The organism is Bacillus sp. HY001, from assembly GCF_007558965.1.
Taxonomy (GTDB): domain Bacteria; phylum Bacillota; class Bacilli; order Bacillales; family Bacillaceae_G; genus Bacillus_A; species Bacillus_A mobilis.
The window spans coordinates 51,324-74,196 of record NZ_VLTE01000043.1 but is presented as its reverse complement, the minus strand read 5'-3'; the positions used below and the strand labels follow the sequence as shown (position 1 = coordinate 74,196).

Genomic DNA, 22,873 nt, shown 5'->3' with positions numbered 1-22,873 from the left:
AATAAATGCTTGATAATAGGAGGTAACGATACTGCCTCGTGTGGAGTGTTATACCCCTCGTCCCTTCGGGGTTGCGAGAACACGATGAAGCACTAACTCGTGTAAATTTGATTGAATTTGTATAGATTTAGTTAAGTTTATCGTATCGGAGAATTCAACTATGACTAACTCAGTAAAAACAAATGATTTTAATGAAATTTTAACAGGACGTCGTTCAATTCGTAAGTACGACCCTTCAGTGAAAATTAGCAAAGAAGAAATGACAGAAATTCTTACAGAAGCAACACTTGCACCATCTTCAGTAAACATGCAACCATGGAGATTTTTAGTGATTGAAAGTGATGAAGCGAAAGCGACACTTGCACCACTTGCAAAATTCAATCAATCACAAGTAGAAACATCTTCAGCGATGATCGCTGTATTTGGTGATTTAAACAACTTTGATAACGCAGAAGAAATTTACGGTACAGCAGTAGAGCGCGGTTTAATGCCAGCAGAAGTAAAAGAAGATCAAATGAAAAAACTTTCAGGTTACTTCTCAATGGTTACACCAGAAGTAATGAAAGATACTGTTTTAATTGATGGTGGACTTGTAGCGATGCAATTTATGTTAGCTGCTCGTGCTCACGGTTATGACACTTGCCCAATTGGTGGATTTGAAAAAGACCAAATCGCAGAAGCATTCGGATTAGATAAAGAACGTCACGTACCAGTTATGTTAATTTCAATCGGAAAAGCTGCTGACAGTGGTTACCAATCAGTACGTCTTCCAGTTGAAAAAGTTGCTGAGTGGAAGTAATTTTATAAATACAGAAATAAGTGAGATATGAGAGGGGAAACACCATGATTATTATTCACGCAATATTTCAAGTAGATCCAGCAAAACAACAATCATTTTTAGGAGAAATTAGTCCGCTCATTCATAGTTCAAGAGAAGAAAGTGGAAATGTATCTTACGATTTATATAAAGATACCGAAAAAGAAAATGTATATACGATGGTAGAAGTGTGGAAAGATGCAGAGGCAGTTGCGAGTCATAATACGAGTGAACACTTCACATCTTTCGTTAGTAAAGTAAAACAGTTTTTAACTGCTCCACTAGATATAAAAGCTTATAATGGAGAGTTAGTGAAATAATAAGGTAGAAAAAGATGACTTTAGCGTATAGCTGAGGTCATCTTTTTTTGTATAAGTAGAACCTACTTCCGACACAGTTAGGTTGAAAGGTAAGTGTTGTTCTTATCTTTAGTAACGGCGATGAATTGTATGTTAAATTCGAATATTTGGTTTATCGGAAAATTTTTACGTGTTATAATTTTCTTGTAAATAAATGGTAGAGGGGAGTAAGTAATGGGAGAATTTCAAAGTAATTTGCATACGGCAACGCAACTTGCAACGAAAATGAGAAATGCTTCAGATAGGATGCAAAGTGCTACTAGTCGCACTATAAATAAGGCAACGCGTACTACACTATCTGTGAACTTCAAAGCACAAGAAGCAAATCAACAAAATTTACAAATCACGAAACAGTTTTGCGCTGCTTTTCAACAAACAATTGATAATATCCATTCCGTAGCAAATGAATTTGAGAAAATGGATACCGGACTTCAAAAGACTTTTCAATAATGTAACAACCTACGTAAAGGGGAAAAGGTAGGGAGAAAAGATGAGTCAAGAAATTGAAACGAGAATCAGTCAATGTAATCAAAAATTACGAATTATATTTGAAGAACAAAATGAAAACCCAATCGCGCTGCAAAATCAAGAACGAGCTGAGGCTAGTTTTCATGAATGGAAAAATAGAAATAATCGTTTATTTAACCGAATACTAGAAACTTGGTATGGTGACAAAGAAGCATTTCACCTTTTTACGAATATGCGGCAAGAGATCGGGCAGTATGAAAGAAAACTTACATTCGAATTAGAAAACGAAAAAGAGACGTTACTTAAAGAAAAACGGCATCTCAGCGAGAAAGAAAACGACCTTTCCTATGAACAGCAGCAACTACAAAGAGAGGCCAATACATGAGTTTAAACATGTATTTGGGAGAAGTACAAAGTCAAACTCAAAGTATGAACGCTATATGTAATGCTACGATTCAAAGTATGGAACAAGCCATTCAATCTATTGATGCCTTTGCGATAGACACAGTATTACAAGGACAAACATACAGTAGTGCAAAAGCCTATCTTGTCCAAACATTCCGGCCATTAGCGCAAGGAATCATATGCTTATGTGAAGAATTAATTCGCCAAAACGAAGCATTTTTAAACGATTTTCAAGCAAAAGTTGCTTCAACAGATGTTATCGAACATGAAATAAGACAACAAATACAAGAAATCAATCAATCCATTGCAAGTATAGAAGCAATAGAAGTACTTACACCAATGCCTGGAGTAGACGCAATTATTGCAGTCTTAATTGCAATGAGAAAAAAACTAGAAGAAAAACTAGAGCGTCTATATGAATTCAATCATTCATCCAGCAACAACTACAGCACCGCCCTCCAATTAGTCGCTAGCATCACAGCCGGACTCGCTGAAGTGCAAAGCGGGAAAGGATTTAGTCCTGTGAGTGGGACGTTTCATAGTGAAAAGTTAAATATGGAATGGGCAAAGCAAATTCAAATAATTATAGAAGAGAAAATACGGAAATCTGGCAATGGTATTGGAAAAAGTGTAGATTTAGAGCACAATGTGTATAACGACATTGAAGGAATAAGCAGCGAAAATCAATCTATCAATAATAGATTTACAAAAGAAGAGATACAAGCGACACAAAAATACCTTGAAGGAATTAAAAATGGTACAATAAAAGGGAATATAGGTGAGGATTTCCAAGTTGAAACCGATGATTATGAAATGGAGCATAACATTTTTGGTCAGCCAGTCGGTGGTAGAAAGCCAGAACTCGATCCTTTTTTAATCGGTTTGGCGAAGTTTGGATTCGATTTTCTCTTTGGTGATCTTTTCACACTCTTTGACCCAGAAGCTACCTATGGGGAAAAACTCCTAGCAGTTGGGATGATGACTCCATATGGGAAAGGTGTAAAAATAGTTGATAAACTTCATGATTTAAAAAAGGTTGGAGATGTGAAGAAAGCAACGTCTGGGAGTGCGGGTGTTGCTAAGGGGATAGATAATCCTTTACTACCAGGTGAAGGGAAAGTTGGAACATATGAAGAATTAATTGATGCAGGAACACGTGGAGACAATATAACTCCTCACCATATGCCGTCTGCAAAATATATGAAAACAAAAGCAGAGGTACATAAAAATGATGGAGTAAGTATGAATATGGAGCACCCTCATCCAGGGAAAGGGGGCAGGCACCGTCAAACTGAAACATACGGAATGACTGGTAAGAAATTAGATGCCTATCTTAACCTTGAACCACGTGACGCTTTAGCACGTGATATAATTGATGCAAGGAATATTTATATAAAAGAAGGACTTTACACTCCTGAGATACGTTCAGGACTATTGGAAGTAATAAAATTAAATAAAACAAAGTACCCAAATATTTTTGACAGACAATAGGAGGTGGGGAAAGTTGGACATTTTAGTCGAACTTACCGAATTAAAGAATAGTCGTTTATTAAGAGATGAGAATGAAGTAGAAAAATTTGAAAAATCTATTGGGAATATTTTAGAAATGGAGGATGTTAACAATATAGAAGTATTGTGTCAAGGCTTTGATGATTTAACTGAAAATGATGAAGTAATGTTTGGTTTAATTCATGCTATAGAGTCGTATGACAAGATTGTTAGTTCTGAAGTTTCGCTGAAAGTGTTAGCTAATTCTATTCCTAAAATGATTCCTCATGCTAAGGAATGGTTAAAGATACTTCACAAAAGAATATTGAATCATGAACCATCGAGGAATATTTATAAAAAAATCATCCCTACATTAAACAATGATATTCAGAAATATGTTGTTTCTCAATTAACTAGTATTAAAGAAAGAAACCCAAGTCGTTTTGAAGAAAGTGTAAATTCAATATTAGATTTTTTAAAGTAAGTTAAAAACCTTGACTGGCTAAATGCCTTTCAAGGTTTTTTAGTAAACTAAAAGGTTTTACTTTTTGAAAATTTCACATGTAAATCAAAACTTATAATAGTAAATTGATATTCAAATATAGCGACAAAACTTACAGAATAATAGTTATCTATTAAATGAAACTACAATTCATAAGTGTTGATTTCTTTTTCTACCATTTTAAAACAAATATTATATTACTCCTGAGATTAACACAAATAGCTACCACAATATTAGGTGATAAGGCACTAAATAAAGTAGGCCATATCACAAAAGGAGCAAAAGCATCAAGTGGAGTAAGTACATTTGCTAATGCAGTAAAACTAGCAAAAGAATTGAAGCCAACGCTTGAAATGTTACAATCATTTAAGAGAGAGGCTTCCCATGCTTTCTCTAGTGTTGGTGGAACTATTGTAACCAAAATACCTCAAGGTGAATTAATAGAAGCTTATTATAAGTTTGCGAAGTCTAAAGATGGTGGTAAGGGTACGGGTAAAACTGTAAGCAATTATCTTGATGATATAGTCGAGGCTGGTGGTACCAGAAGAGAAATAAATTCTAAACTTCGAAATCCATTAGATAATCCTAAGATAGCAAAGGAGATTGAGGGAAATACTGAAGCTGTATATGGATATTCACCTAAGAAGGAATCTGCCTTAAATAAGTTTGGGGTAGACTGGACAAATGGTGATGAAGTTGCTTATGCAAGAAGCGAAAGAATAAAGTATCATGAAAAAATACAACAAAAAAGAATACAACTAGAACAAGATATTAAAAATCTTCAAAATGATGGGCTATCTATGGAGGAAATTGCTAGATTGAAAGTTGAAGAGCGAAATCAAGGAAGAATGGAAACGTATATAAAATCTAATAATTTTGATGGATTGAATGCAATGAAAGAAAGAAATATTCTTGAATATGGCAGGGCAGAAGGACCTACACCTGAACAACTTTATAAAAAGTATGGTTCATGGGAAGATGTGATATATGGCAGTTTAAAAACAAATCCAGCAATGGATGTCTTGACAGGATTATTTCATAGTATGGGAGGAAAATAATTATGAAAGAAGAAAAAATACAAGGTAATATAAAGTGGATTGCATACAATAATTTAAGATTTAGAATAGAGAAGGTTAATGATGATTCATCCGTAATTTGGGTTTCTGATAATTTTGTAAATTTATGTTTTACCTTAGTAATGAATGACTTTTTAAGTAAATGTGAGGATGAGTTGAATATAAATATCGAAATTGATTTGACTTGGAATAATCATAGAGGTTTGATTATAAAAAATCATGATATAAATCTAATTTTAGGAGAAATAATTAATTTTATTAGCGAATGGGAGTTAGAAGGAAATTCAAATGCTGATAATTTTTCTACGGAAGAGTGGTATTCAGCATAAGCTTGCAGGGTATGCTAGCTTTCCATCATTTTTAGGAATTTAAAAATATGGAGGGAAATTTAAATTTAATGTATGTTTAGGGGACATTGAATGTGAATTGAAACTAAAGAGTTAGATAAATATTTTAAGCAACTAGTGAGGAATGAATTCTGTATAGTAAAGAATTCATTCCTTTTAAGTTTGTTTTAATTTACTTGTAATTATAGTAGTTAATATTTGAAGAGGCAATCACCCTAAGTCATAAAGACACGAAAGCCTATACTCAAAGTAAGATTTCAAAGCTTTAGGAAGAAATTGGTTGAGTTAAAGGGGCTAAGGATGATACTTAGGATACGGCTAACGGTAAACCTAGCAGTAACAAAAATACAAATGTAGATAATTTTGATGCAAAAACAGCTACAAATAAGCAAAAAGGGAATTATGGTGAAATAAAATCTAGTGACAATTTATTGAATAATCAAAGTTTAAAAGAAGCTGGATTTGATTTAAAGCCAGTCGGAAAAAGTGCACCATCAGGCATAAATGATAAAATAGTAAAAGGAATTGATGGATTATACAAAAATGCAAATCCAAATTCAAAGATCAAATATGTTATTGATGAAGCAAAGTTTGGTAGTTCACAATTAGGAAAAACTAAAGATGGACGACAAATGTCAGATGGTTGGTTGACAGGTCTGAATACTGAAAAAAGTAGAATATTGAAAGCTGTTGATGGAGATAACAAATTAGCAGATAAGATTACAAAAGCGTTGGAGAGAGATAAGGTAGAAAGAGTATTTTCAAAAGTCGATAGTAGCGGAAAGGTTAAAACATTTAAGATAGATGCAAAGGGTAACATCGTTGGAGAATGGCCATAATTTAGAAGCTAGGAGGAATTGAATGGAATGAGAGATTATTTATGTATAGAAGAAAAGTGTAGAGAAGGAATTGAATATCATAAAGAGTTTATAGAGGAAAATAGAGAAGATATTAAAAGTTTAGAAGAAGATACTAAAAATGGAATTCAAAGATATTCTAAAGATAATAAGAGTATTATAGAAGGGACATATCTAGCCAATTTTAGATATGAGATGGAGGATATTAGGGCAAAGTATTCTTTAGGGGAAGATGTTAGTGTAATAGAAGAAGATTTTCATAATGCAATTTATGATTTAGAGAATACAGGAAGTAGGGAAATTGGATATTTAAGTCTGATTTGGATGATTTCCTTAGGAATTTTGTTAGAAACGGATAAAAAGAATATAGAAAGATTAAAAAAGATAGTTGATAAAAAAAATATGAACGACGCAGTAATCGATTTCCTCTTATGCGCTAGTGATATCGGATACACAAAAATGACGAACAGATATTATAAAGAAAATCCATATGCAAAAACGAGAGAGATTATAGAACTTGCACAAACAGATAAAAAAGAAGCGCCTAAAAGATTACAAACGTATATGGAGAAAGAATGGTTTAAAGGCCATTATGATTATGAATGGAAAAATGCTCATAAAGAACCTGGATATGTAGGATATTGGAGTTTTGAAACAGCTGCACTAGTAAAGATACTCGAAATTGATGATACGAGTTTAAAAGGTAATAACCATTATCCATATGATTTGGCACATTATAAAAATGAAATGAAATTTAAGCATATAGACCTAAGTGAATATCACTATGAAGATGAGACAGAAGAAATCGAGGATATAGTAGAAGGAATTGAACATAATCCTGCATTGGAAAATATTATTCCGCCACAATGGCATTCATTGGTCAATGAATTGATTCATGACTATGAGAATATGGATGATAGTAGTTTTTATGAAAAATACAAAAAAACGATAGGAATAGGTCAAGTGTGGTTCTTACCACAAGAGTATGAAGAAGAAAATGAGCAAAAAAATCTATTAGGAAGTTTAATTGTGTTTGTTCTGACGGTAAGAGATTATATATTACAACTGGACTATAAAGAAGATTTAGAAGACTACATTGATAATCTTAAAAATTTCTGGAATGAATCAGAAACAAAGTTAGTTCAATTTATATTAGAAAATGATCAAAATTATTATGCATGGGTACCAAAAGAAGCAAACATCCCAAATATGTATGAAGTGAAGATAGAGAGTGTCGATGTAGAGGAAGTTCTATAACGAATAAATTGAAATGGTTGTCATCATATGTAATGTTAGAATACATTTTACTAGTTAATTGAAAAAAATGCATGCGTTTGAGAAAAAAGAGCGTATAGTTACTAAAAAGTAAAGGGAAAGAAGGCTGTTGAATTGAGATTGGCAGATTTTATTAAACTAGATAAAAATGAAGTAATTCACTTTGATATTAAAAACCTTTCACCATCATTTGAAGTGCAAAAAGAATTACATTCTGTAAAAAAATTTATTTTGTACAAAAAAGATTATCAAGAAAGAGTTTTAAACAGAGTAAAAGAAAAATTTGACTGTGATAGATGTGATCTTGTTTTAGATATATATTCTAAAATATATGTAAATAAAAACTTGAACAATGTAGATTTAGATACTATGAATTCTTTTTATCAAACGTACCGGCTTTTATTGCTATCAAGTGATAAGTCATTTTGGGAAAATGATTTTAATGCATTCTGTAATAATCGTGGTGTGAAGCCTAAATTAATTAAAAAAAATGCCTTAAATCTGTTAAGGTATGAATGGTTATTGTCTGAAAAGGTGTTTAATCATTATGAAAATATTAATAATCATCCCGATGTTATGCGTTTTGCTACAGTGACACATACAATAGGAAATATGACATTATTGCCTAAAGGATTAAACGTTGGGCGTGCTATTGCAACTAGAGATTATTGGGATTTAACATTAATATCACTACAAAGTTTTTTAGGCCGTTCTTTCGATACTTTCGTAACAGATTATTATATGCAAGACTTTATTGATGATAAATTAGAGTTATGGGAGGGACATTGTTTTGAATACCCATTGCCAAATTCATTTAATAAAGTAAAGGCCCGCAAACTATCGGAAATTCAAAAAAATCAAATTGTTCAAAGCAGAATTTTTGAATTTATGGGAAATGCCAATGATAAAATCGAGAAACGCTCTGAACGATTATATAAAGCGTTACTAGTTAAATAGAAGGAGAATATAAACAGAATGAAAATTAATGAAATTCAACGATAAGATTGTGATAGCGAAAAATATGTTGCCACAAGAAACGGTTTATTTGCAAAGATCTAGTGGTTGTGATGAAGGTGATTCAGGTTGGTATATAGGTCCCATCAATGAAGAAGTATCAGGAGAATTTAAAATCATATACGCCTACGAATTATTAAAAATGAAACCTGCAATTATTCAAGTGCTAGCCTTACCGTATAATTATTTAGTAGTATTTGAGAAGGACAAAATGAAAGCGATTTTAAATGAATGTGATGTTGATATTTTGGGTGAAATAGTAAAATAATGAATGTGTATAAGGTGTCAAATGCCCAATATGAAAATCACGTGAGATAAGCACTTTATTGTTAACGGAGGACAATAGGTGCTTTTTTACGTGGAGTAAAGAAAAAATATAAGTTTGCTTGTTGCTCTGTTTCAACTTAGTGTCATATGTTATAATTTGGAAAGCATGTATTCTTAATTTTTAGAAAATTTAAAGGTGGTAGGTTGATATATGAGTACATTAAAGAAAATTACGGACAATATTTCGAAAGTGATTATAGGAAAAGATGAAGCGATTGAACTTGCAGCTATAGCTCTTATAGCAAGAGGACATATTTTGTTAGAAGATGTACCTGGGACGGGAAAAACAACATTAGCGAAAAGTTTGGCTAAAAGTGTGGACGCTAAGTTTCAAAGAATACAATTTACAGCTGATACTTTGCCTGGAGATGTTATTGGTCTCGAATATTTTGATGTGAAGGAATCAGAATTTAAAACGAGGTTAGGGCCTATTTTTGCAAATATAGTAGTAGTGGATGAAATTAATCGTGCTGTACCGAGAACACAATCATCGTTATTGGAAGTGATGGAAGAACGTACTGTTACGATTGCGAAACAGACACATTCATTACCAGAACCTTTTTTAGTAATTGCAACGCAAAATCCTCTTGAATCCGCTGGTACATTTCCTTTACCTGATGCTCAACTAGACCGTTTTTTACTAACTATACGTCAAGGCTATCCTACGAGAGAAGCAGAAAAGGAGATGATGAATCGTTTTCAAACAAATGATCCGTTAGAAACGTTACATTCAATTATTTCAACTGAAGAAATTATTACAGTGCAAAAACGTGCAAGAGAAGTGCTAGTAGGAAATGATGTGCAAGATTATCTTCTTGAAATCATTGAGGCAACGCGTAAGCATGAGCTAATTGAAATTGGTGTGAGCCCGCGGGGGACGTTGGCATTTATGAGAGCGATTCAAGCACGGGCAATATTAAATGAAAGAGATTATTGTACGCCAGATGATATTAAGACGCTTGCTGCATCCGTTTGTGCTCATCGTCTAACGTTAACGATTGAAGGGGAGATGAAAACGACGAAAGAACAAATCATGAAAGAAATTCTTCATACGATTAATGTACCAGTGGAGAATATACGATGAATCAACAGCTTGTGTATACACCATTAGCGGAGCCTTTCGTAATGGGAGTTATGTCAGTTGTAGCCATTATTTTATGTGTATTTTCAAGTAATCTACTGTTTTTATCTCTCGTATTTTTGTATGTAATTTTAATAGGTGCTATGCATGTATACATACGTAAAGTATCTCGTGTTGAATGGGAATATAGCCAAGGAAATTCAAACGTTTTTATAGGTGAAACGAATATGTGCAAAATGAAAATTTCAAATAAGTCGATATTTCCTATTTTCAATATCGTATTTCGATTTAAATGTGAAAACAAGCTAACTTGGAATCATGATGAAATAAACAAAAATACGAATACAGGTTCAAATTATTATATGAATTTACATTTAAAAGGAAGAGAGTCAGTTTCATTTGATTTGCAAGCTGTAGCTGTAAAAAGAGGAATTGCGAAATGGGAAGAAGTAGAAATTGTCATTATTGATCCCTTTGGATTCATAACGAACCATATAACATATAAACAAGTTGAAACGCCGTCCTATTTAGTTTTACCAGCTGTTCCGAAAATGCAAGTTCCTGAATTACAAGAATGGTCACGAGGATTTCGAAAAGCGATGTCATCACCCTTATATGATGAAACGAAAGTAATGGGAGTGAAGTCGTATGAAAATGAAGATTTTCGTTCCATCCACTGGAGTGCGACAGCGAAAACAGGGGTGATAACTGCGAAAAAGTACGAGCGAACACAATCAGATAAATATGCGATATATCTCAACTTGCAAAATAAAAGTGGCATTTCTTTGAGAAATGATACAGAGGAACTAATTGAATTAACGGCAGGCATATGTAAACAATTGCTCATACAAAACTGCTCATTTGAAGTATGGATCAATAGCGTAAAAGATAATGGATTATTACATATAAAGAACGGTCATAACCGGAAACATTTGCAAAATGTATTAAAAGTACTTGCCTCAATATCGGACCAAGATACGCCTGTATCTTCTACTTATTTTTACACAGCAGGTTTTCGTCGTAAAGAATTGGATGCAGTTCCTTTAATTCTTGGTACTTCCCCAAGGAAATACAGCAGAACGAATAAATGGGTTGTAATAAAAGAATAAGAAGGGGTTTATGTCATGGCTAATAAAGGACGACATATGAAAGTGAAGATTTGGAGTATTAGAGTTTTCATGATACTTTTCTTTACGATTAGTGCGATAACGTTATCACAAGGTGTTGTGCATGTGCAAGACATAGTAAAGGAGCGTTTTTTTAGTGAAAAGAAATCTGAAAAAATTTATAAGGAAACTATAGACGCCGAAAAGGTTGAAGATTATGGAACACCTTTGGAAGAGGAAAAAGTGGGAGATAATGGTGAAAGGACAACAACGGGTAAAAAATTTAAAGGTTTCGAAAGGAAAAGTTCATGGGGAGACATATTCTCTGTTCTTTCAAATGCATGGATTAGTGTCGTTTTTTATGTAATTATTGCAGTGGTTGTACTATATGCATTTTATAAATTAATGAGGAAAAAGGTAACGAACTCAGAAATAGAACAGGATAACCAATCGATAAAAAAGGAAAATACGAATAGAACCGAAAAGAACAAGAAAGTGAAGCGTCAGTTTGAACAGTCGTTACCTAAAGATACGATAAGGAAAACGTTAGTTGAATGGGAAAGAGCTTTACCATTTCACGAACAGAGAAGGTCCTATGAAACGATGCAACAATGGTTAAGTAGAATTTGTAGAACGAGAGATATTATTCCGATATATGAGTCTGTCCGATATGGTGAAAAGACGTATACTGAGTTAGATGTAGAGAAGATTGTACGATGGATAGAGCGAGACGGGGAAGCGTGACATTAATATAAGTAAATGAAATTAACTGTAAATTAATTTCATTTACTTATATTTAATTACATGGTAATGTATACTTACTTTTTTATATCTCTACCAATGGAAAAGGTTGTCTTAGAAGAGTATTGCTCGTTGAATTTTTTTTGAGGTTATCTTCACTTCATCAATATAGAATGAAAAAGAGATGAACCAATTACGGATAGCATGTAAATAAAAAAATATAATTTATATTCAAATTTTTGTAAGGGTGTGAAAATAGAATGAAACCGGTATTGAAAAACATACTCCTTTCCTTTATTTTTTCTGCAGCAGGGATGTGTTGGTTTCTGTTTATGTTAGTTAGAGGAGGCGGAGACTGGTTATTGTCTTGGGTAGGTGTATTCATGGCCTTTTTATCTTTATACACGTTAATAGATTTATATTGTAAGTATACATACGATAAAAAATGGAGTAAATTGTTTATCAAAGCAACAGTTACTACCTTTAGTTTTGCAGTATTGGGAATCACCTTTGGTATTGTACACGAGCTATTACAGCCATGGAGTCTCAGTTTAATGGTTTGGTATTGGTTGTTAGTGTTACTTTTATTTGTAACGACCATAATATTATTAGTTTTTGTATTATTTGTTAATCGTAAAAATTATAATATTCCTGGGAGATATAGAATACTTATACTGCTTAATCTATTTCTTACGTTAGCACCAGTGCTGTGGCCATTAATACTTACTATTATCGGGAATGGCATGAACGCTAGTGCAGGATGGTAAAAGTAAATGAACTAAAAAGTTGATATAGGGTTTTAAATATGTAAAAGAACGAGTTTTCATAAATTGAAAACTCGTTCTTTTTTTATTTTCATACATTACTTTTTCTCATCTGGGCGTCTAATTTTGAAAGTAAGTATTTCGTAAGGAATGGATAAGAAAAAAGAGAGTTTTATCATTTAGGATGAAAGTATAGCTTGAATCAATACGATATGAATAGAGGAGAGAAAGCCTTATGAAAAAATGTTATTCCATTAAGTTAGCAAGTTTGGCAGTTTTATTAGCGGGTACTACTTTATTCACACCCGGTTTTACTGTGAAAGCAGAGTCTATTCAAAATATTTCTAATTCATCAGAAGCACATGACCAAAAGAATCGGAATGGTTGGAAACAAGTCATGCAGGAAACAATCCAAATTGGAGCGCCAGGGGTATTAGCTAAGACGTATAATAACGGGAAAATTAGTAGTTATAATGCTGGTTTGGCGGATTTAAATAGTAAGAAACCAATGAAATCGGATTATCGTTTTCGGATTGGTAGCGTGACGAAGACTTTTACTGCTACGACTGTTCTTCAATTAGTAGGAGAAAATCGTGTGCAGCTTGACGATTCGATTGAAAAGTGGCTGCCCGGCCTCATTCAAGGAAATGGTTATGATGGCAATCAAATTACGATACGTCAACTTTTGAATCATACGAGTGGTATAGCTAATTATTTAATGTCAAAAGACGCTGATATTATGAATTCGAAAAAAACGTATACAGCAGAAGAAATAGTAAAGATAGGACTTGCTCTACCCCCAGATTTTTCGCCAGGTAAAGGTTGGTCGTATTCAAACACAGGATACGTAATACTAGGAATGCTTATTGAAAAAATAACGGGTAATAGTTACGCAGAAGAAATCGAAAAGCGCATTATTGAACCTTTGGATCTATCAAATACGTTTTTACCAGGGAATTCACCCGTTATTCCAGGTAAGAATCATGCTCGAGGGTATATGAAAATTGACGAAACAAGTGAATTGAAAGACATGACGTATTATAATCCGAGTTTAGCTAATGCAGCGGGAGATATGATTTCAGATGCAGACGATTTAAATAAGTTCTTTTCATTTTTACTCGGTGGTAAGTTATTAAAAGAACGCGAGCTAAAAGAAATGCTTACTACAGTTCCTGTAGAAGGAAAAGGGGTTGGTGATGGATATGGTCTTGGAATCTATGAAACTAAACTTCCAAATGGTGCCTCAGTATGGGGTCACGGTGGATCAATTCCTGGGTTTATGACTTTTGCAGGCGGAGTAATGGGAGGCAAGCATACATTTGCTGTCAATGTTAACTCTTTAGGTCCGGTTGATATTCTTACACAGTTTGATAAAATGATGCAAGTTGAATTTAAGAAATAGATGGAAAGAATGTGAATGGAATCCTGCTTTAAAGGACAGTATTAACATTCATAGTAGAACATCAAGAGTAATTCAACAATAAAAAAGGATGTCAGTTACACGACATCCTTTTTTATTGAGAATCAAAGAAGTAAGTTTTGAATTTTGAAAATTGTTATTTTTGCAATCGTTCCATATAATGAAGGGTATAGGGGTTATACAGGGGAGTTATGAATGGAGAATACTTTAGTTAGTTAATTGTTTTTATTTTAATAAATAAAAGTAAATTGATGTGGAGTGAAATTCATTGGGAGAAAATCAGTTTAGATGGAGTAACAAGCAATTAAGAGAACATGTTGAAGTAATAGATGGCAAAAGAAGTCCGCACATTTTAATTAAAAATGCAACTTATTTAAATTCCTATATGCGCGAGTGGGTACAAGCAAATATTTGGATCTATGATGATCGCATTATTTATGTAGGAGAAAAACTACCAGCGCAACTACAAGAATGCGAAGTCATTGATTGTGATGAAAAGTATGTAGTTCCTGGCTACATAGAACAACATGCACATCCATATCAATTATATAATCCTGAAACGTTAGCAAATTATGCGATGCAGTTTGGGACGACGACTTTTATTAATGATAATTTAACTTTATTTTTCACATTACAACGTGAAGAAGCATTTCGTTTATTAGATGAATTTGAAAAGATTCCAGCAAGTATGTATTGGTGGTGTCGTTTTGATGGACAGACTGAATTGCAAAACGGGGAATCTTTATTTAATCGTGAAGAAATAATAGAGTGGCTAAAGCATAAAGCAGTTCTTCAAGGCGGTGAGCTAACAGCGTGGCCAAAGTTATTACATGGCGATGATGAAATGTTACATTGGGTGCAGGAAACGAAACGATTACATAAAAAAGTGGAAGGGCATTTTCCAGGAGCATCTGAAACGACTTTAGCGAAGTTAAAACTGTTAGGTGCAGATTGTGATCATGAGGCGATGACAGGGCAGGAAGCTTTTGCTCGTCTTATGCAAGGTTACACGGTTTCCTTAAGAAATTCTTCAATCCGCCCAGATTTAGAAGTGTTACTGAAAGAATTGTTGGAACTAGGAGTAAAACAGTTTGATAGATTCATTCTTACTACAGACGGCTCACATCCTTCATTTTATGAAAATGGAATGACAAACGTAATGATATCAACTGCGATAAAACAAGGAGTGCCAATAATAGATGCTTATCATATGGCAAGCTATAATATCGCTCGTTATTACAATATGGAGCATCTACACGGTTCAATTGCGACAGGTAGAATTGCTAATATAAATATTTTGGAAAGTAAAGAAAACCCGGTTCCAATAAGTGTAATTGCAAAAGGAAAATGGGTGAAGCGTGACGGAATAAACAATAATGAATCAGTACGAATAGAATGGAGTCAATTCAAAGTAACACCATTATTATTAAACTGGTCTATAGAAAAAGAGGATATGATTTTTTCTCGAAAAGTGGGTATACAATTATTAAATAACGTTATAACTAAACCATACACGACTGAAATTGATTTAAACCGTGATGAACTTTCTCTAGATCATGATGAGTGTTTTCTTATGATGATTGCTCGTGACGGTACTTGGCGAGTGAATACAGTTGTCAAAGGCTTTGCTAAAGAATTAGGAGGTCTTGCTAGCTCGTATTCTGGTACCGGAGATATCATTCTTATTGGAAAAAATAAAGAAGATATGCTTACAGCTTTTCATAGAGTAAAAGAGCTTGGCGGGGGAATAGTAATAGCTGAAAAGAATGAAGTATTACACGAAATCGCATTACCATTGCTCGGGATTATGTCTAATTTGAAAATGAATGAATTAATACAGGAAGAGAAACAGATGGTGAAATTACTACAAGAGCGTGGTTACGCGTATGACGATCCGGCATTTACCATTTTGTTCTTTTCTGCGACGCACTTGCCTTTTATACGGGTAACACCTATAGGGCTATATGATGTGAAAAATAGTAGGGTACTGGACTCACCGGTGAATTTAATAAAGCAATTTTAGAAGGAACTCCCTCGCTCTAGTAGTTATGTAAAGTGGGGGAGTTTTATATTTTAAGGGTATTGTTATGAATGGAGTTACATATAAATAAGCTCAAAAATATTAACAGGAAAAAATATTTTTAAAACCAACTTGACAGATAGGTATTAGTGGATTAATATGTGGATATTACTTATTTTACCACTCATTATTTTAATGCTAAAACAATTTGAATAGCTGATTGGATAACCAAAGGCACGTATACATTTCGTAATTTTGAAATGTGTTCGTGCCTTTTTGTATTATTCATAGAGCAAGGAGCGGAGGAGATATGAACAAAACGATGCCAACATTAATTGAAGAAACAGATTGGTTGTTTCGTAAACTGGTCCGTAAATTTGTGAAGGAACGCGACAAAATTAAGATTGAAGGTATTATGTTGCCAGGCTTCTTAATATTAAACAAAATTATTCAAGATGGTGAGCAACGTCTAACTGATTTAGCAGAAGAACTTGATTTGACATCAGGAGCGATTACAGCATTATGCGATAAGTTGGAAGAGAAAGGATTGGCTATTCGGAAGCGTCATCAGGAAGATAGACGAATCGTTTTACTTGATATTACTGAAAATGGCCTGAAATTTATAAAGCGAAATCATAATATAAGAACGAGCTTTATGTCTGTTTTATTTGATGGATTTTCACCAGAAGAATTACAATTGCAGATCGAAGTTTTTAAACGCTTAGCCCATAATTTAGAACATCTTTCTCATACGATTATGAAACAAAGTAATGAGAATACGGAGGAGTAACAAAGAATGTTATTACTCTAGTTATTCCGATCGGAAAATTCGAAAAATATTAATGATATGAATAGGAGTGGAAAGAATGGGACATCCAACAATTTATCCAACAGGAGCAACAGTATATAATCCCGGGAAAGCTTGGAGTGGTTATACAATTTATCAAGCTGCAGATCATGGTGCTTTATTAATTGATATGAATGGGAAGGAAGTACACTTATGGAAAGGACTACGCGGGTTTCCAAATAAGGTGTTACCAGGCGGATATGTGTTTGGTCATACAGCACAAAGAGATCCTGAGTATGGTTTTCAGGATGAAGTCGATTTAGTTCAAGTTGACTGGGAAGGAAACATCGTCTGGAAATTTAACCGTCTGGAACATATTGAAGACCCAGGTCATGCTCCTGAGTGGATGGCTAGAGCTCATCATGATTACCAACGTGAAGGAAATCCTGTCGGTTACTATGCACCAGGATTAGAGCCAAAAACAGAAAGTGGAAATACGTTAATCTTAGCCCATAAAAATGTACATAATCCAAATATCTCTGATAAGCCATTATTAGATGATGTAATTATTGAAGTAGATTGGGAAGGAAATATTATTTGGGAATGGGCTGTCAATGATCATTTTGAAGAACTTGGATTTGATGAAAGTGCTAAAAATGTACTATTCCGTAATCCGAATGTAAGGTCCTTTGGTGCGAATTCTGATGGAGATTGGATGCATATAAATTCTATGTCTACAATTGGTCCGAATAAGTTTCATGATCAAGGAGATGAACGTTTTCATCCAGATAATATTATTTGGGATGCTAGGGAATCAAATATCATTGCTATTATCGATAAAAAGACTGGAAATATAGTTTGGAAACTTGGTCCGGATTATTCAAGTCCTGATGTTAAGCATTTAGGATGGATCATTGGACAACATCATGCACATATCATTCCGAAAGGGTTGCCAGGAGAAGGGAATTTACTCGTATTTGATAATGGTGGTTGGGCAGGATATGGTCTTCCAAACCCAGCATCTCCATACGGTTCCAAAAATGCTGTTCGTGATCACTCGAGAATTTTAGAAATTAACCCAGTAACTTTAGAAATTGAATGGCAATATTCGCCAACCGAAGCGGGATATCAGGCTCCTTTAGATTCGTACCGATTTTACAGTCCGTATATTAGCTCAGCCCAAAGGCTACCAAACGGAAACACATTAATTACAGAAGGTGCTGATGGTCGAATTTTTGAAGTTACTCGTGAGCATGAGATTGTATGGGAATATATTTCCCCTTATAAAAACAAAAGGAACTCAAATATGGTGTACCGTGCGTATCGTGTTCCGTATGAGTGGGTGCCTCAATTAGAAAAACCAGAGGAGAAAGAAATCATCCCTCTTGATATAGCTGCATTTAGAGTGCCAAATGCAGCGGAAGCTGGTACGGAATCTGTTGTGACAGTTGAAGGGACACAATCTTACGGAACTGGAGATTTTTGTGTAGCGACATTAGATGAAACAAATAAAAAACGAGATTAATGCTATGGGTTAAAAGTGTGGGGAAGAGTAATTTCCCACACTTTTAAAAATTAACTTGATAGGTTTGTTATACGACAAAATGTTGCCATTTCTTTATATGTAATAATTTAACGTAATATTTTGGTGAAGCACATTCTGCTTCAAGTTTGAACAAATTGTTATGGAGGAATGATAAATGGTGAAACTAAAGCCTTTATTTTTAAGCTTATCAATGATTACTAGTTTAGCTGTCGCAGGATGCTCGAATGAAAGTGCAGGAACGACAAAAAGTAATGGGAAAGAAACGAACACAGTAAAATTGGCTATAGATACAGCTGCGGGCGGATCTTTTCAGTTTAGAGCTGCTGAGAAACAAGGCTATTTTGAGAAAAATGGTATTAAAGCTCAACTATCAAATTTTGCTTATGGCATTGATACAGTGAATGCGGTATTAACTGAACAGGCTGATACAGGTCTTGCTGCTGATTATGCGCTTTTAAACTCTTTAGGGAAAGGGGATATGGTCGTAATTTCAACGCTAACTCGAGGGAGTGAAAAATCATCAAAAGATAACGAGCTTCTAGTTAGAGAGGGTATTAAAACAGAAAATGATTTAAAAGGTAAAAAGTTAGGCGTACCTAAAGGGACAGTAACGGAGTATGTTTGGGCGAAGTATTTGGCAGCAAAACATATTAATGAAAAGGATATTACCTTCGTTCCATATAGTACACCAGACGAAGCTATTGTAGGAATGAAAAATGGTGATATAGATGCTGTTTGGAGTTCTGGTGCATTAAAGGATAAATTTAAAAATATAAAAGGTGTAACAAAACTAGGTGATTTAGAAAGTGCGGGTGTCACAATTGACAGCTATCTACTAGCAAAAAGATCATTTGTTGAGAAGAATCCAAAAGCTGTTGAAAATACACTTAAGGCTCTATCTGAAGGAATTAAATATGTAGATAACAATAAAAAAGAAACTGCTAAGCTTGCTTTTGAACAATTAAAATTACCGGAGAAAGATGCGTTAAAAGATATTGAAAGACAAAACTATGTTCTTGGATTTACAGAGGAGGACGCGAAACATTTAGGAGATATGAAAGTATGGTTAGAAGAGAAAGGGAAACTGAAAGATAAATATGAATTAAAAGATAAAATTAATCTTGAATCACTAAAGAAAGCATTCCCTGAATCTGTTACTTATAAATAGAATAGGAGTGAAGTATGGTGAGTACAGTAAGTGAAAAAGAAGTATTGAAATCTCCTGTAGCCATTTCTATTTCTCGGTTATCTAAATCATTTAATAATGAACAGTTTGTTTTAGAAGATGTTAATTTAACAATTGGGAATGGTGAATTTTTCATATTACTTGGCCCAAGCGGATGCGGAAAATCTACGTTACTCAGTATGATTGCTGGATTTGTTGAAAAAACATCAGGAGAACTTTTGGTTAATCATGAAGAAATAAAAAAGCCAGATAGAAATCGCGGTGTCGTTTTTCAACAAGCAGACGCAGCTCTTTTTCCATGGCTAACAATTAAAGAAAATGTTGAATTTGGTTTGAAAATGAAAAAAATGATAAAACACAACAGGAATGAAATATCCTCTCACTATATAAAACTAGTTGGTCTAGATGGGCATGAAGGGAAATATCCGAGAGAACTTTCTGGAGGAATGAAACAAAGAGTTCAATTAGCACGTGTTTTAGCCAATGATTCGGAATTTTTATTAATGGATGAACCGTTTGGAGCACTTGATGCAATGACTCGAAGAACGATGCAAATAGAGCTAATTCGAATTTGGAAAGAAACAAACAAAACGATTATTTTTGTCACTCATGATATTCAAGAAGCGCTATTACTTGGGCAAAGAATTGGGGTAATGTCTAAAGGACCTTCTTCAAAAATCGAAAAGATATATGATATTCCACTGTCATATCCAAGAACATTTACAGATAAAGAATTTAATTACTATTATCAAATGATTCAATCACACTTTGATTGAAAGGAAGTCCGAATATGAGTACATTGAAAAATGAGATTGTAAACAAACAGCCAATTTATGAAAAAAAGGCAGTCAAAATTGATTTACAAAAGAAGCTATTACAAAGCGGGATTATCGCTTGGATCCTTATCCTTACAATATGGAGCGTTGTAGCAAGTTTTTCTGACCCGCAATTTTTGCCAAGTCCGATAGCAGTTTTGTATGGGGCAATTGAACTGAGTCAAAATGGATCCTTATTTATATATATAGGAGTTAGTTTTTTAAGAGTAATAGCAGGGTGGGTTTTAGGAAATCTTGTAGCTATTCCAATAGGTTTATTAATTGGTCGAATACCATGGTTAAGAGCGCTTTTTGATCCAGTCATCAATTTTATCCGCTTTATTCCACCTCTTGCATTTATAACATTATTTATGCTTTGGTTTGGTATTGGGGAGCAATCAAAAATTTTCCTCATTATGTATGCAACTTTCTTTATCGTAACGATTAACACGATTACCGGTGTGCAAGCTGTTGAAGAAGATAAAATTCGTTCAGCGAGAAGTATGGGAGCATCGGAATGGCAAATTATGTTCCATGTTATCATACCTGCTGCACTTCCGTATATTTATACCGGCGCAAAACTTGCGATGGGATCATCTTTCATGGCCATTGTTGGCGCTGAAATGGTTGCAGCAAATGAAGGAATTGGCTATATGATTTGGAATGCGCGATTATATTTCAAAACGGACTGGATTTTTGTCGGTCTTGTTGTCCTTGGGCTAATGGGATTCCTTATGGATCGCATATTTAATCAATTTGGTAGAGTCGTCCTTAAACGATATAATGTTGTGAAAAAATGAAAAGAGCCCTTCACCTAATCAAAACAGATTAGGTGAAGGGCTCTTTTGTTCAAATAAAGTGAAACTTTAATCAGTGGGGGGGCTTCATCCCCCACCTAACTTCTTTGCTTTCGCTGAATTTTGAGGTGGGGGTCTTACTGCCCATTAAAGCGGGATAAAAGTTGATGTATGTCACTTTTTAATTTCGGTTTCAATTTTCTGTGCTAAATCAGCTGACACTTTATGAAAATACCCTAAAACGACCTTTCTAATATCATCGGAGATAACTTTCAAATCACCAGCTAAATTTTCGGCAAGATGTTCTTTTTCAATCGGTTTTAACTTCGCATAAAATTCACCAGGCTGCGTAAAGTCATCTTGTTTCGAAATAGAAGTTCTTTCAAGTTTACCTTCAACATATCTTCCGTCACCGCTCGTTATTTGATTAGCAGGTGTCCAATTTTGCTGTTGGTTAATCGTTAATTTGCGGAATTCAGGTCCAATTCTTCTTCTTTGAGAATCACTATAAATGTTAGCTCGCCCTTGCAACATTTTATCATCTGATAGTTCTGCACCGTCTAGTAAATTAGAAGGGGAGAAGGCGATTTTTTCGACTTGCTCCATATAATTTTCAGGATTTTTATTTAATACCATTTTGCCTACTGGTATAAGAGGGTACGACTTTTCATCCCATACTTTTGTATCATCTAAAGGGTCATAAGAAAGATGGTCTTCATCTTTCGGGTCCATGAGCTGGACATATAGACCGTATTCCACTGGTTTACCATTTGCAATTGCATCATATAAATCTTTCCCGCTATAATCAGGGTTTTCAGCAGCCAGTGTATTCGCTTCCTCATTAGTAATGAATTGTACACCTTCAAATGGGTACCAATGATACTTTACATACTTTCGGTTACCTTCTGCATTTCTCCAAACATATGTATTTACACTATGTCCTGGGATGTGGCGCAGACTTTTGGCCGTACCAGCATCAGAGTATAAATGGACAACGAAATGAATGGATTCAGGTGCTCTAGCGACAAAGCTCCAAAATCTATTCGGGTCTAGTAAGTTATTTATAGGTGAAGGTAACAACGCTTGAATCGTTTCTGGGAAGCGCATCGGATCACGAACAGAAAAGACAGGAATGTGATTACATAAAAGATCGAAAATACCTTCTTTCGTATAGAACTTTGTGGAAAAACCGCGTACATTTCTAGAAGTATCAGGTGTGCCTTTTGTACTAACAGCTAATGAAAATCTCACCATAACAGGAACTTTCTCATTAGAATTTTGTAGAAAGCTTAGTGTAGTATGTTCAGACATGGGATAGATCGTTTGAAAATAACCGAACGCACCAAATCCTTTTACATGAACAGGTCTTTCTAAAATTTTTTCGTGAATAAATTCTTGTAACGTCTCGTGAAGTACACTATCTTGCTCTAGAACAGGTCCACGCGAACCAACTGTTTGAGAGTGAAGTGTAGCTTGTTCATTACGTTCACTATCTTCATTAAAGTCATTCCCTAGTAAAGATTGCCCCTGTTTATCATAGTTTTCATCCATCGATATAGCCTCCAAATCTTTTTTGTCCATTGTTACTAAATATGATTTTATAGCGTTGATTATGAATGACACGCAAAGTTCAAAATAGCTACAGACCGCTAGATGAAAAAAACGAGTATGTAGT

General features: G+C 34.2%; 21 protein-coding genes and 3 pseudogenes. 23 read left to right on the top strand and 1 reads right to left on the bottom strand.

Annotated features, from left to right (window positions below; genetic code table 11):
* Nucleotides 1-160 precede the first annotated feature (160 nt).
* From FOT98_RS20275 to FOT98_RS20165, 23 genes and pseudogenes are all read left to right on the top strand, one after another.
* On the top strand, nucleotides 161-799 hold the full coding sequence (locus FOT98_RS20275; protein WP_000185378.1) for a nitroreductase family protein: 639 nt from the start codon (nucleotides 161-163) through the stop codon (nucleotides 797-799).
* A 44-nt stretch (nucleotides 800-843) separates the two neighbouring features.
* A complete protein-coding gene (locus FOT98_RS20270; RefSeq protein WP_063259418.1) occupies nucleotides 844-1,137 on the top strand; it encodes a putative quinol monooxygenase in 294 nt (97 codons plus the stop codon).
* Nucleotides 1,138-1,350: 213 nt separating this feature from the next.
* Nucleotides 1,351-1,626, top strand: coding sequence for a TIGR04197 family type VII secretion effector (locus FOT98_RS20265; protein WP_061676914.1), 276 nt, complete (start codon nucleotides 1,351-1,353; stop codon nucleotides 1,624-1,626).
* Nucleotides 1,627-1,666: 40 nt separating this feature from the next.
* Nucleotides 1,667-2,029 (top strand): DUF3958 family protein, encoded by a 363-nt coding sequence (locus FOT98_RS20260; protein WP_063259419.1) that lies wholly within the window; start codon nucleotides 1,667-1,669, stop codon nucleotides 2,027-2,029.
* Nucleotides 2,026-3,540 carry a T7SS effector LXG polymorphic toxin gene (locus tag FOT98_RS33285; RefSeq protein ID WP_313902284.1) on the top strand — a complete coding sequence of 505 codons (1,515 nt, stop codon included), beginning with the start codon at nucleotides 2,026-2,028 and terminating at the stop codon, nucleotides 3,538-3,540. The genes FOT98_RS20260 and FOT98_RS33285 overlap by 4 nt, the downstream gene beginning before the upstream one ends.
* Before the next feature lie 13 nt (nucleotides 3,541-3,553).
* Nucleotides 3,554-4,021: an Imm30 family immunity protein gene (locus FOT98_RS20250; RefSeq protein WP_063259420.1), complete on the top strand. Its 468-nt coding sequence runs from the start codon at nucleotides 3,554-3,556 to the stop codon at nucleotides 4,019-4,021.
* A 227-nt stretch (nucleotides 4,022-4,248) separates the two neighbouring features.
* Nucleotides 4,249-5,097 (top strand): annotated as a pseudogene (locus FOT98_RS20245) (T7SS effector LXG polymorphic toxin); the annotation flags it as partial.
* A 2-nt stretch (nucleotides 5,098-5,099) separates the two neighbouring features.
* Nucleotides 5,100-5,444 carry a hypothetical protein gene (locus tag FOT98_RS20240; protein ID WP_000656836.1) on the top strand — a complete coding sequence of 115 codons (345 nt, stop codon included), beginning with the start codon at nucleotides 5,100-5,102 and terminating at the stop codon, nucleotides 5,442-5,444.
* A gap of 329 nt (nucleotides 5,445-5,773) precedes the next feature.
* A pseudogene (locus tag FOT98_RS20235) lies at nucleotides 5,774-6,301 on the top strand (cytoplasmic protein); the annotation flags it as partial.
* A 27-nt stretch (nucleotides 6,302-6,328) separates the two neighbouring features.
* A complete protein-coding gene (locus FOT98_RS20230; protein ID WP_063259422.1) occupies nucleotides 6,329-7,576 on the top strand; it encodes a PoNi-like cognate immunity protein in 1,248 nt (415 codons plus the stop codon).
* A gap of 132 nt (nucleotides 7,577-7,708) precedes the next feature.
* Nucleotides 7,709-8,551: a hypothetical protein gene (locus FOT98_RS20225; RefSeq protein WP_063259423.1), complete on the top strand. Its 843-nt coding sequence runs from the start codon at nucleotides 7,709-7,711 to the stop codon at nucleotides 8,549-8,551.
* A 22-nt stretch (nucleotides 8,552-8,573) separates the two neighbouring features.
* A pseudogene (locus FOT98_RS20220) lies at nucleotides 8,574-8,876 on the top strand (immunity protein Imm33 domain-containing protein); the annotation flags it as partial.
* Between the two features lie 210 nt (nucleotides 8,877-9,086).
* Entirely contained in the window at nucleotides 9,087-10,019 is a 933-nt protein-coding gene (locus tag FOT98_RS20215; RefSeq protein ID WP_063259424.1) for an AAA family ATPase, read from the top strand.
* Nucleotides 10,016-11,125, top strand: a complete 1,110-nt coding sequence (locus tag FOT98_RS20210; protein WP_063259425.1) for a DUF58 domain-containing protein — start codon at nucleotides 10,016-10,018, stop codon at nucleotides 11,123-11,125. The genes FOT98_RS20215 and FOT98_RS20210 overlap by 4 nt, the downstream gene beginning before the upstream one ends.
* A 15-nt stretch (nucleotides 11,126-11,140) precedes the next feature.
* The gene (locus FOT98_RS20205; RefSeq protein ID WP_063259426.1) at nucleotides 11,141-11,866 is read left to right on the top strand and encodes a hypothetical protein; all 726 of its coding nucleotides are present in this window, start codon (nucleotides 11,141-11,143) and stop codon (nucleotides 11,864-11,866) included.
* A gap of 257 nt (nucleotides 11,867-12,123) precedes the next feature.
* Nucleotides 12,124-12,630 carry a DUF3902 family protein gene (locus FOT98_RS20200; RefSeq protein WP_000805743.1) on the top strand — a complete coding sequence of 169 codons (507 nt, stop codon included), beginning with the start codon at nucleotides 12,124-12,126 and terminating at the stop codon, nucleotides 12,628-12,630.
* A 232-nt stretch (nucleotides 12,631-12,862) separates the two neighbouring features.
* A complete protein-coding gene (locus FOT98_RS20195) occupies nucleotides 12,863-14,029 on the top strand; it encodes a serine hydrolase domain-containing protein (protein ID WP_063259427.1) in 1,167 nt (388 codons plus the stop codon).
* Between the two features lie 286 nt (nucleotides 14,030-14,315).
* On the top strand, nucleotides 14,316-16,070 hold the full coding sequence (locus tag FOT98_RS20190; RefSeq protein ID WP_063259428.1) for an adenine deaminase C-terminal domain-containing protein: 1,755 nt from the start codon (nucleotides 14,316-14,318) through the stop codon (nucleotides 16,068-16,070).
* A gap of 307 nt (nucleotides 16,071-16,377) precedes the next feature.
* A complete protein-coding gene (locus FOT98_RS20185; protein ID WP_063259429.1) occupies nucleotides 16,378-16,857 on the top strand; it encodes a MarR family winged helix-turn-helix transcriptional regulator in 480 nt (159 codons plus the stop codon).
* Between the two features lie 76 nt (nucleotides 16,858-16,933).
* Nucleotides 16,934-18,379: an aryl-sulfate sulfotransferase gene (locus FOT98_RS20180; RefSeq protein WP_063259430.1), complete on the top strand. Its 1,446-nt coding sequence runs from the start codon at nucleotides 16,934-16,936 to the stop codon at nucleotides 18,377-18,379.
* A gap of 175 nt (nucleotides 18,380-18,554) precedes the next feature.
* Nucleotides 18,555-19,568, top strand: a complete 1,014-nt coding sequence (locus FOT98_RS20175; RefSeq protein ID WP_080467424.1) for an ABC transporter substrate-binding protein — start codon at nucleotides 18,555-18,557, stop codon at nucleotides 19,566-19,568.
* A 14-nt stretch (nucleotides 19,569-19,582) separates the two neighbouring features.
* Nucleotides 19,583-20,362, top strand: a complete 780-nt coding sequence (locus FOT98_RS20170; protein WP_063259431.1) for an ABC transporter ATP-binding protein — start codon at nucleotides 19,583-19,585, stop codon at nucleotides 20,360-20,362.
* A gap of 14 nt (nucleotides 20,363-20,376) precedes the next feature.
* Nucleotides 20,377-21,201, top strand: coding sequence for an ABC transporter permease (locus tag FOT98_RS20165; RefSeq protein WP_080467425.1), 825 nt, complete (start codon nucleotides 20,377-20,379; stop codon nucleotides 21,199-21,201).
* Between the two features lie 171 nt (nucleotides 21,202-21,372).
* Here the strand turns inward: FOT98_RS20165 and FOT98_RS20160 are convergent, their stop codons facing one another.
* The gene (locus tag FOT98_RS20160) at nucleotides 21,373-22,749 is read right to left on the bottom strand and encodes a catalase (RefSeq protein ID WP_063259432.1); all 1,377 of its coding nucleotides are present in this window, start codon (nucleotides 22,747-22,749) and stop codon (nucleotides 21,373-21,375) included.
* Between the last annotated feature and the right edge of the window lie 124 nt (nucleotides 22,750-22,873).

Bases quoted from the DNA above. Each gene is read 5' to 3' on its own strand.
- FOT98_RS20275 (WP_000185378.1), top strand. From the start codon at position 161: ATGACTAACTCAGTAAAAACAAATGATTTTAATGAAATTTTAACAGGA.
- FOT98_RS20270 (WP_063259418.1), top strand. From the start codon at position 844: ATGATTATTATTCACGCAATATTTCAAGTAGATCCAGCAAAACAACAA.
- FOT98_RS20265 (WP_061676914.1), top strand. From the start codon at position 1,351: ATGGGAGAATTTCAAAGTAATTTGCATACGGCAACGCAACTTGCAACG.
- FOT98_RS20260 (WP_063259419.1), top strand. From the start codon at position 1,667: ATGAGTCAAGAAATTGAAACGAGAATCAGTCAATGTAATCAAAAATTA.
- FOT98_RS33285 (WP_313902284.1), top strand. From the start codon at position 2,026: ATGAGTTTAAACATGTATTTGGGAGAAGTACAAAGTCAAACTCAAAGT.
- FOT98_RS20240 (WP_000656836.1), top strand. From the start codon at position 5,100: ATGAAAGAAGAAAAAATACAAGGTAATATAAAGTGGATTGCATACAAT.
- FOT98_RS20230 (WP_063259422.1), top strand. From the start codon at position 6,329: ATGAGAGATTATTTATGTATAGAAGAAAAGTGTAGAGAAGGAATTGAA.
- FOT98_RS20215 (WP_063259424.1), top strand. From the start codon at position 9,087: ATGAGTACATTAAAGAAAATTACGGACAATATTTCGAAAGTGATTATA.
- FOT98_RS20210 (WP_063259425.1), top strand. From the start codon at position 10,016: ATGAATCAACAGCTTGTGTATACACCATTAGCGGAGCCTTTCGTAATG.
- FOT98_RS20205 (WP_063259426.1), top strand. From the start codon at position 11,141: ATGGCTAATAAAGGACGACATATGAAAGTGAAGATTTGGAGTATTAGA.
- FOT98_RS20200 (WP_000805743.1), top strand. From the start codon at position 12,124: ATGAAACCGGTATTGAAAAACATACTCCTTTCCTTTATTTTTTCTGCA.
- FOT98_RS20195 (WP_063259427.1), top strand. From the start codon at position 12,863: ATGAAAAAATGTTATTCCATTAAGTTAGCAAGTTTGGCAGTTTTATTA.
- FOT98_RS20185 (WP_063259429.1), top strand. From the start codon at position 16,378: ATGAACAAAACGATGCCAACATTAATTGAAGAAACAGATTGGTTGTTT.
- FOT98_RS20180 (WP_063259430.1), top strand. From the start codon at position 16,934: ATGGGACATCCAACAATTTATCCAACAGGAGCAACAGTATATAATCCC.
- FOT98_RS20175 (WP_080467424.1), top strand. From the start codon at position 18,555: ATGGTGAAACTAAAGCCTTTATTTTTAAGCTTATCAATGATTACTAGT.
- FOT98_RS20170 (WP_063259431.1), top strand. From the start codon at position 19,583: ATGGTGAGTACAGTAAGTGAAAAAGAAGTATTGAAATCTCCTGTAGCC.
- FOT98_RS20165 (WP_080467425.1), top strand. From the start codon at position 20,377: ATGAGTACATTGAAAAATGAGATTGTAAACAAACAGCCAATTTATGAA.
- FOT98_RS20160 (WP_063259432.1), bottom strand. From the start codon at position 22,749: ATGGATGAAAACTATGATAAACAGGGGCAATCTTTACTAGGGAATGAC.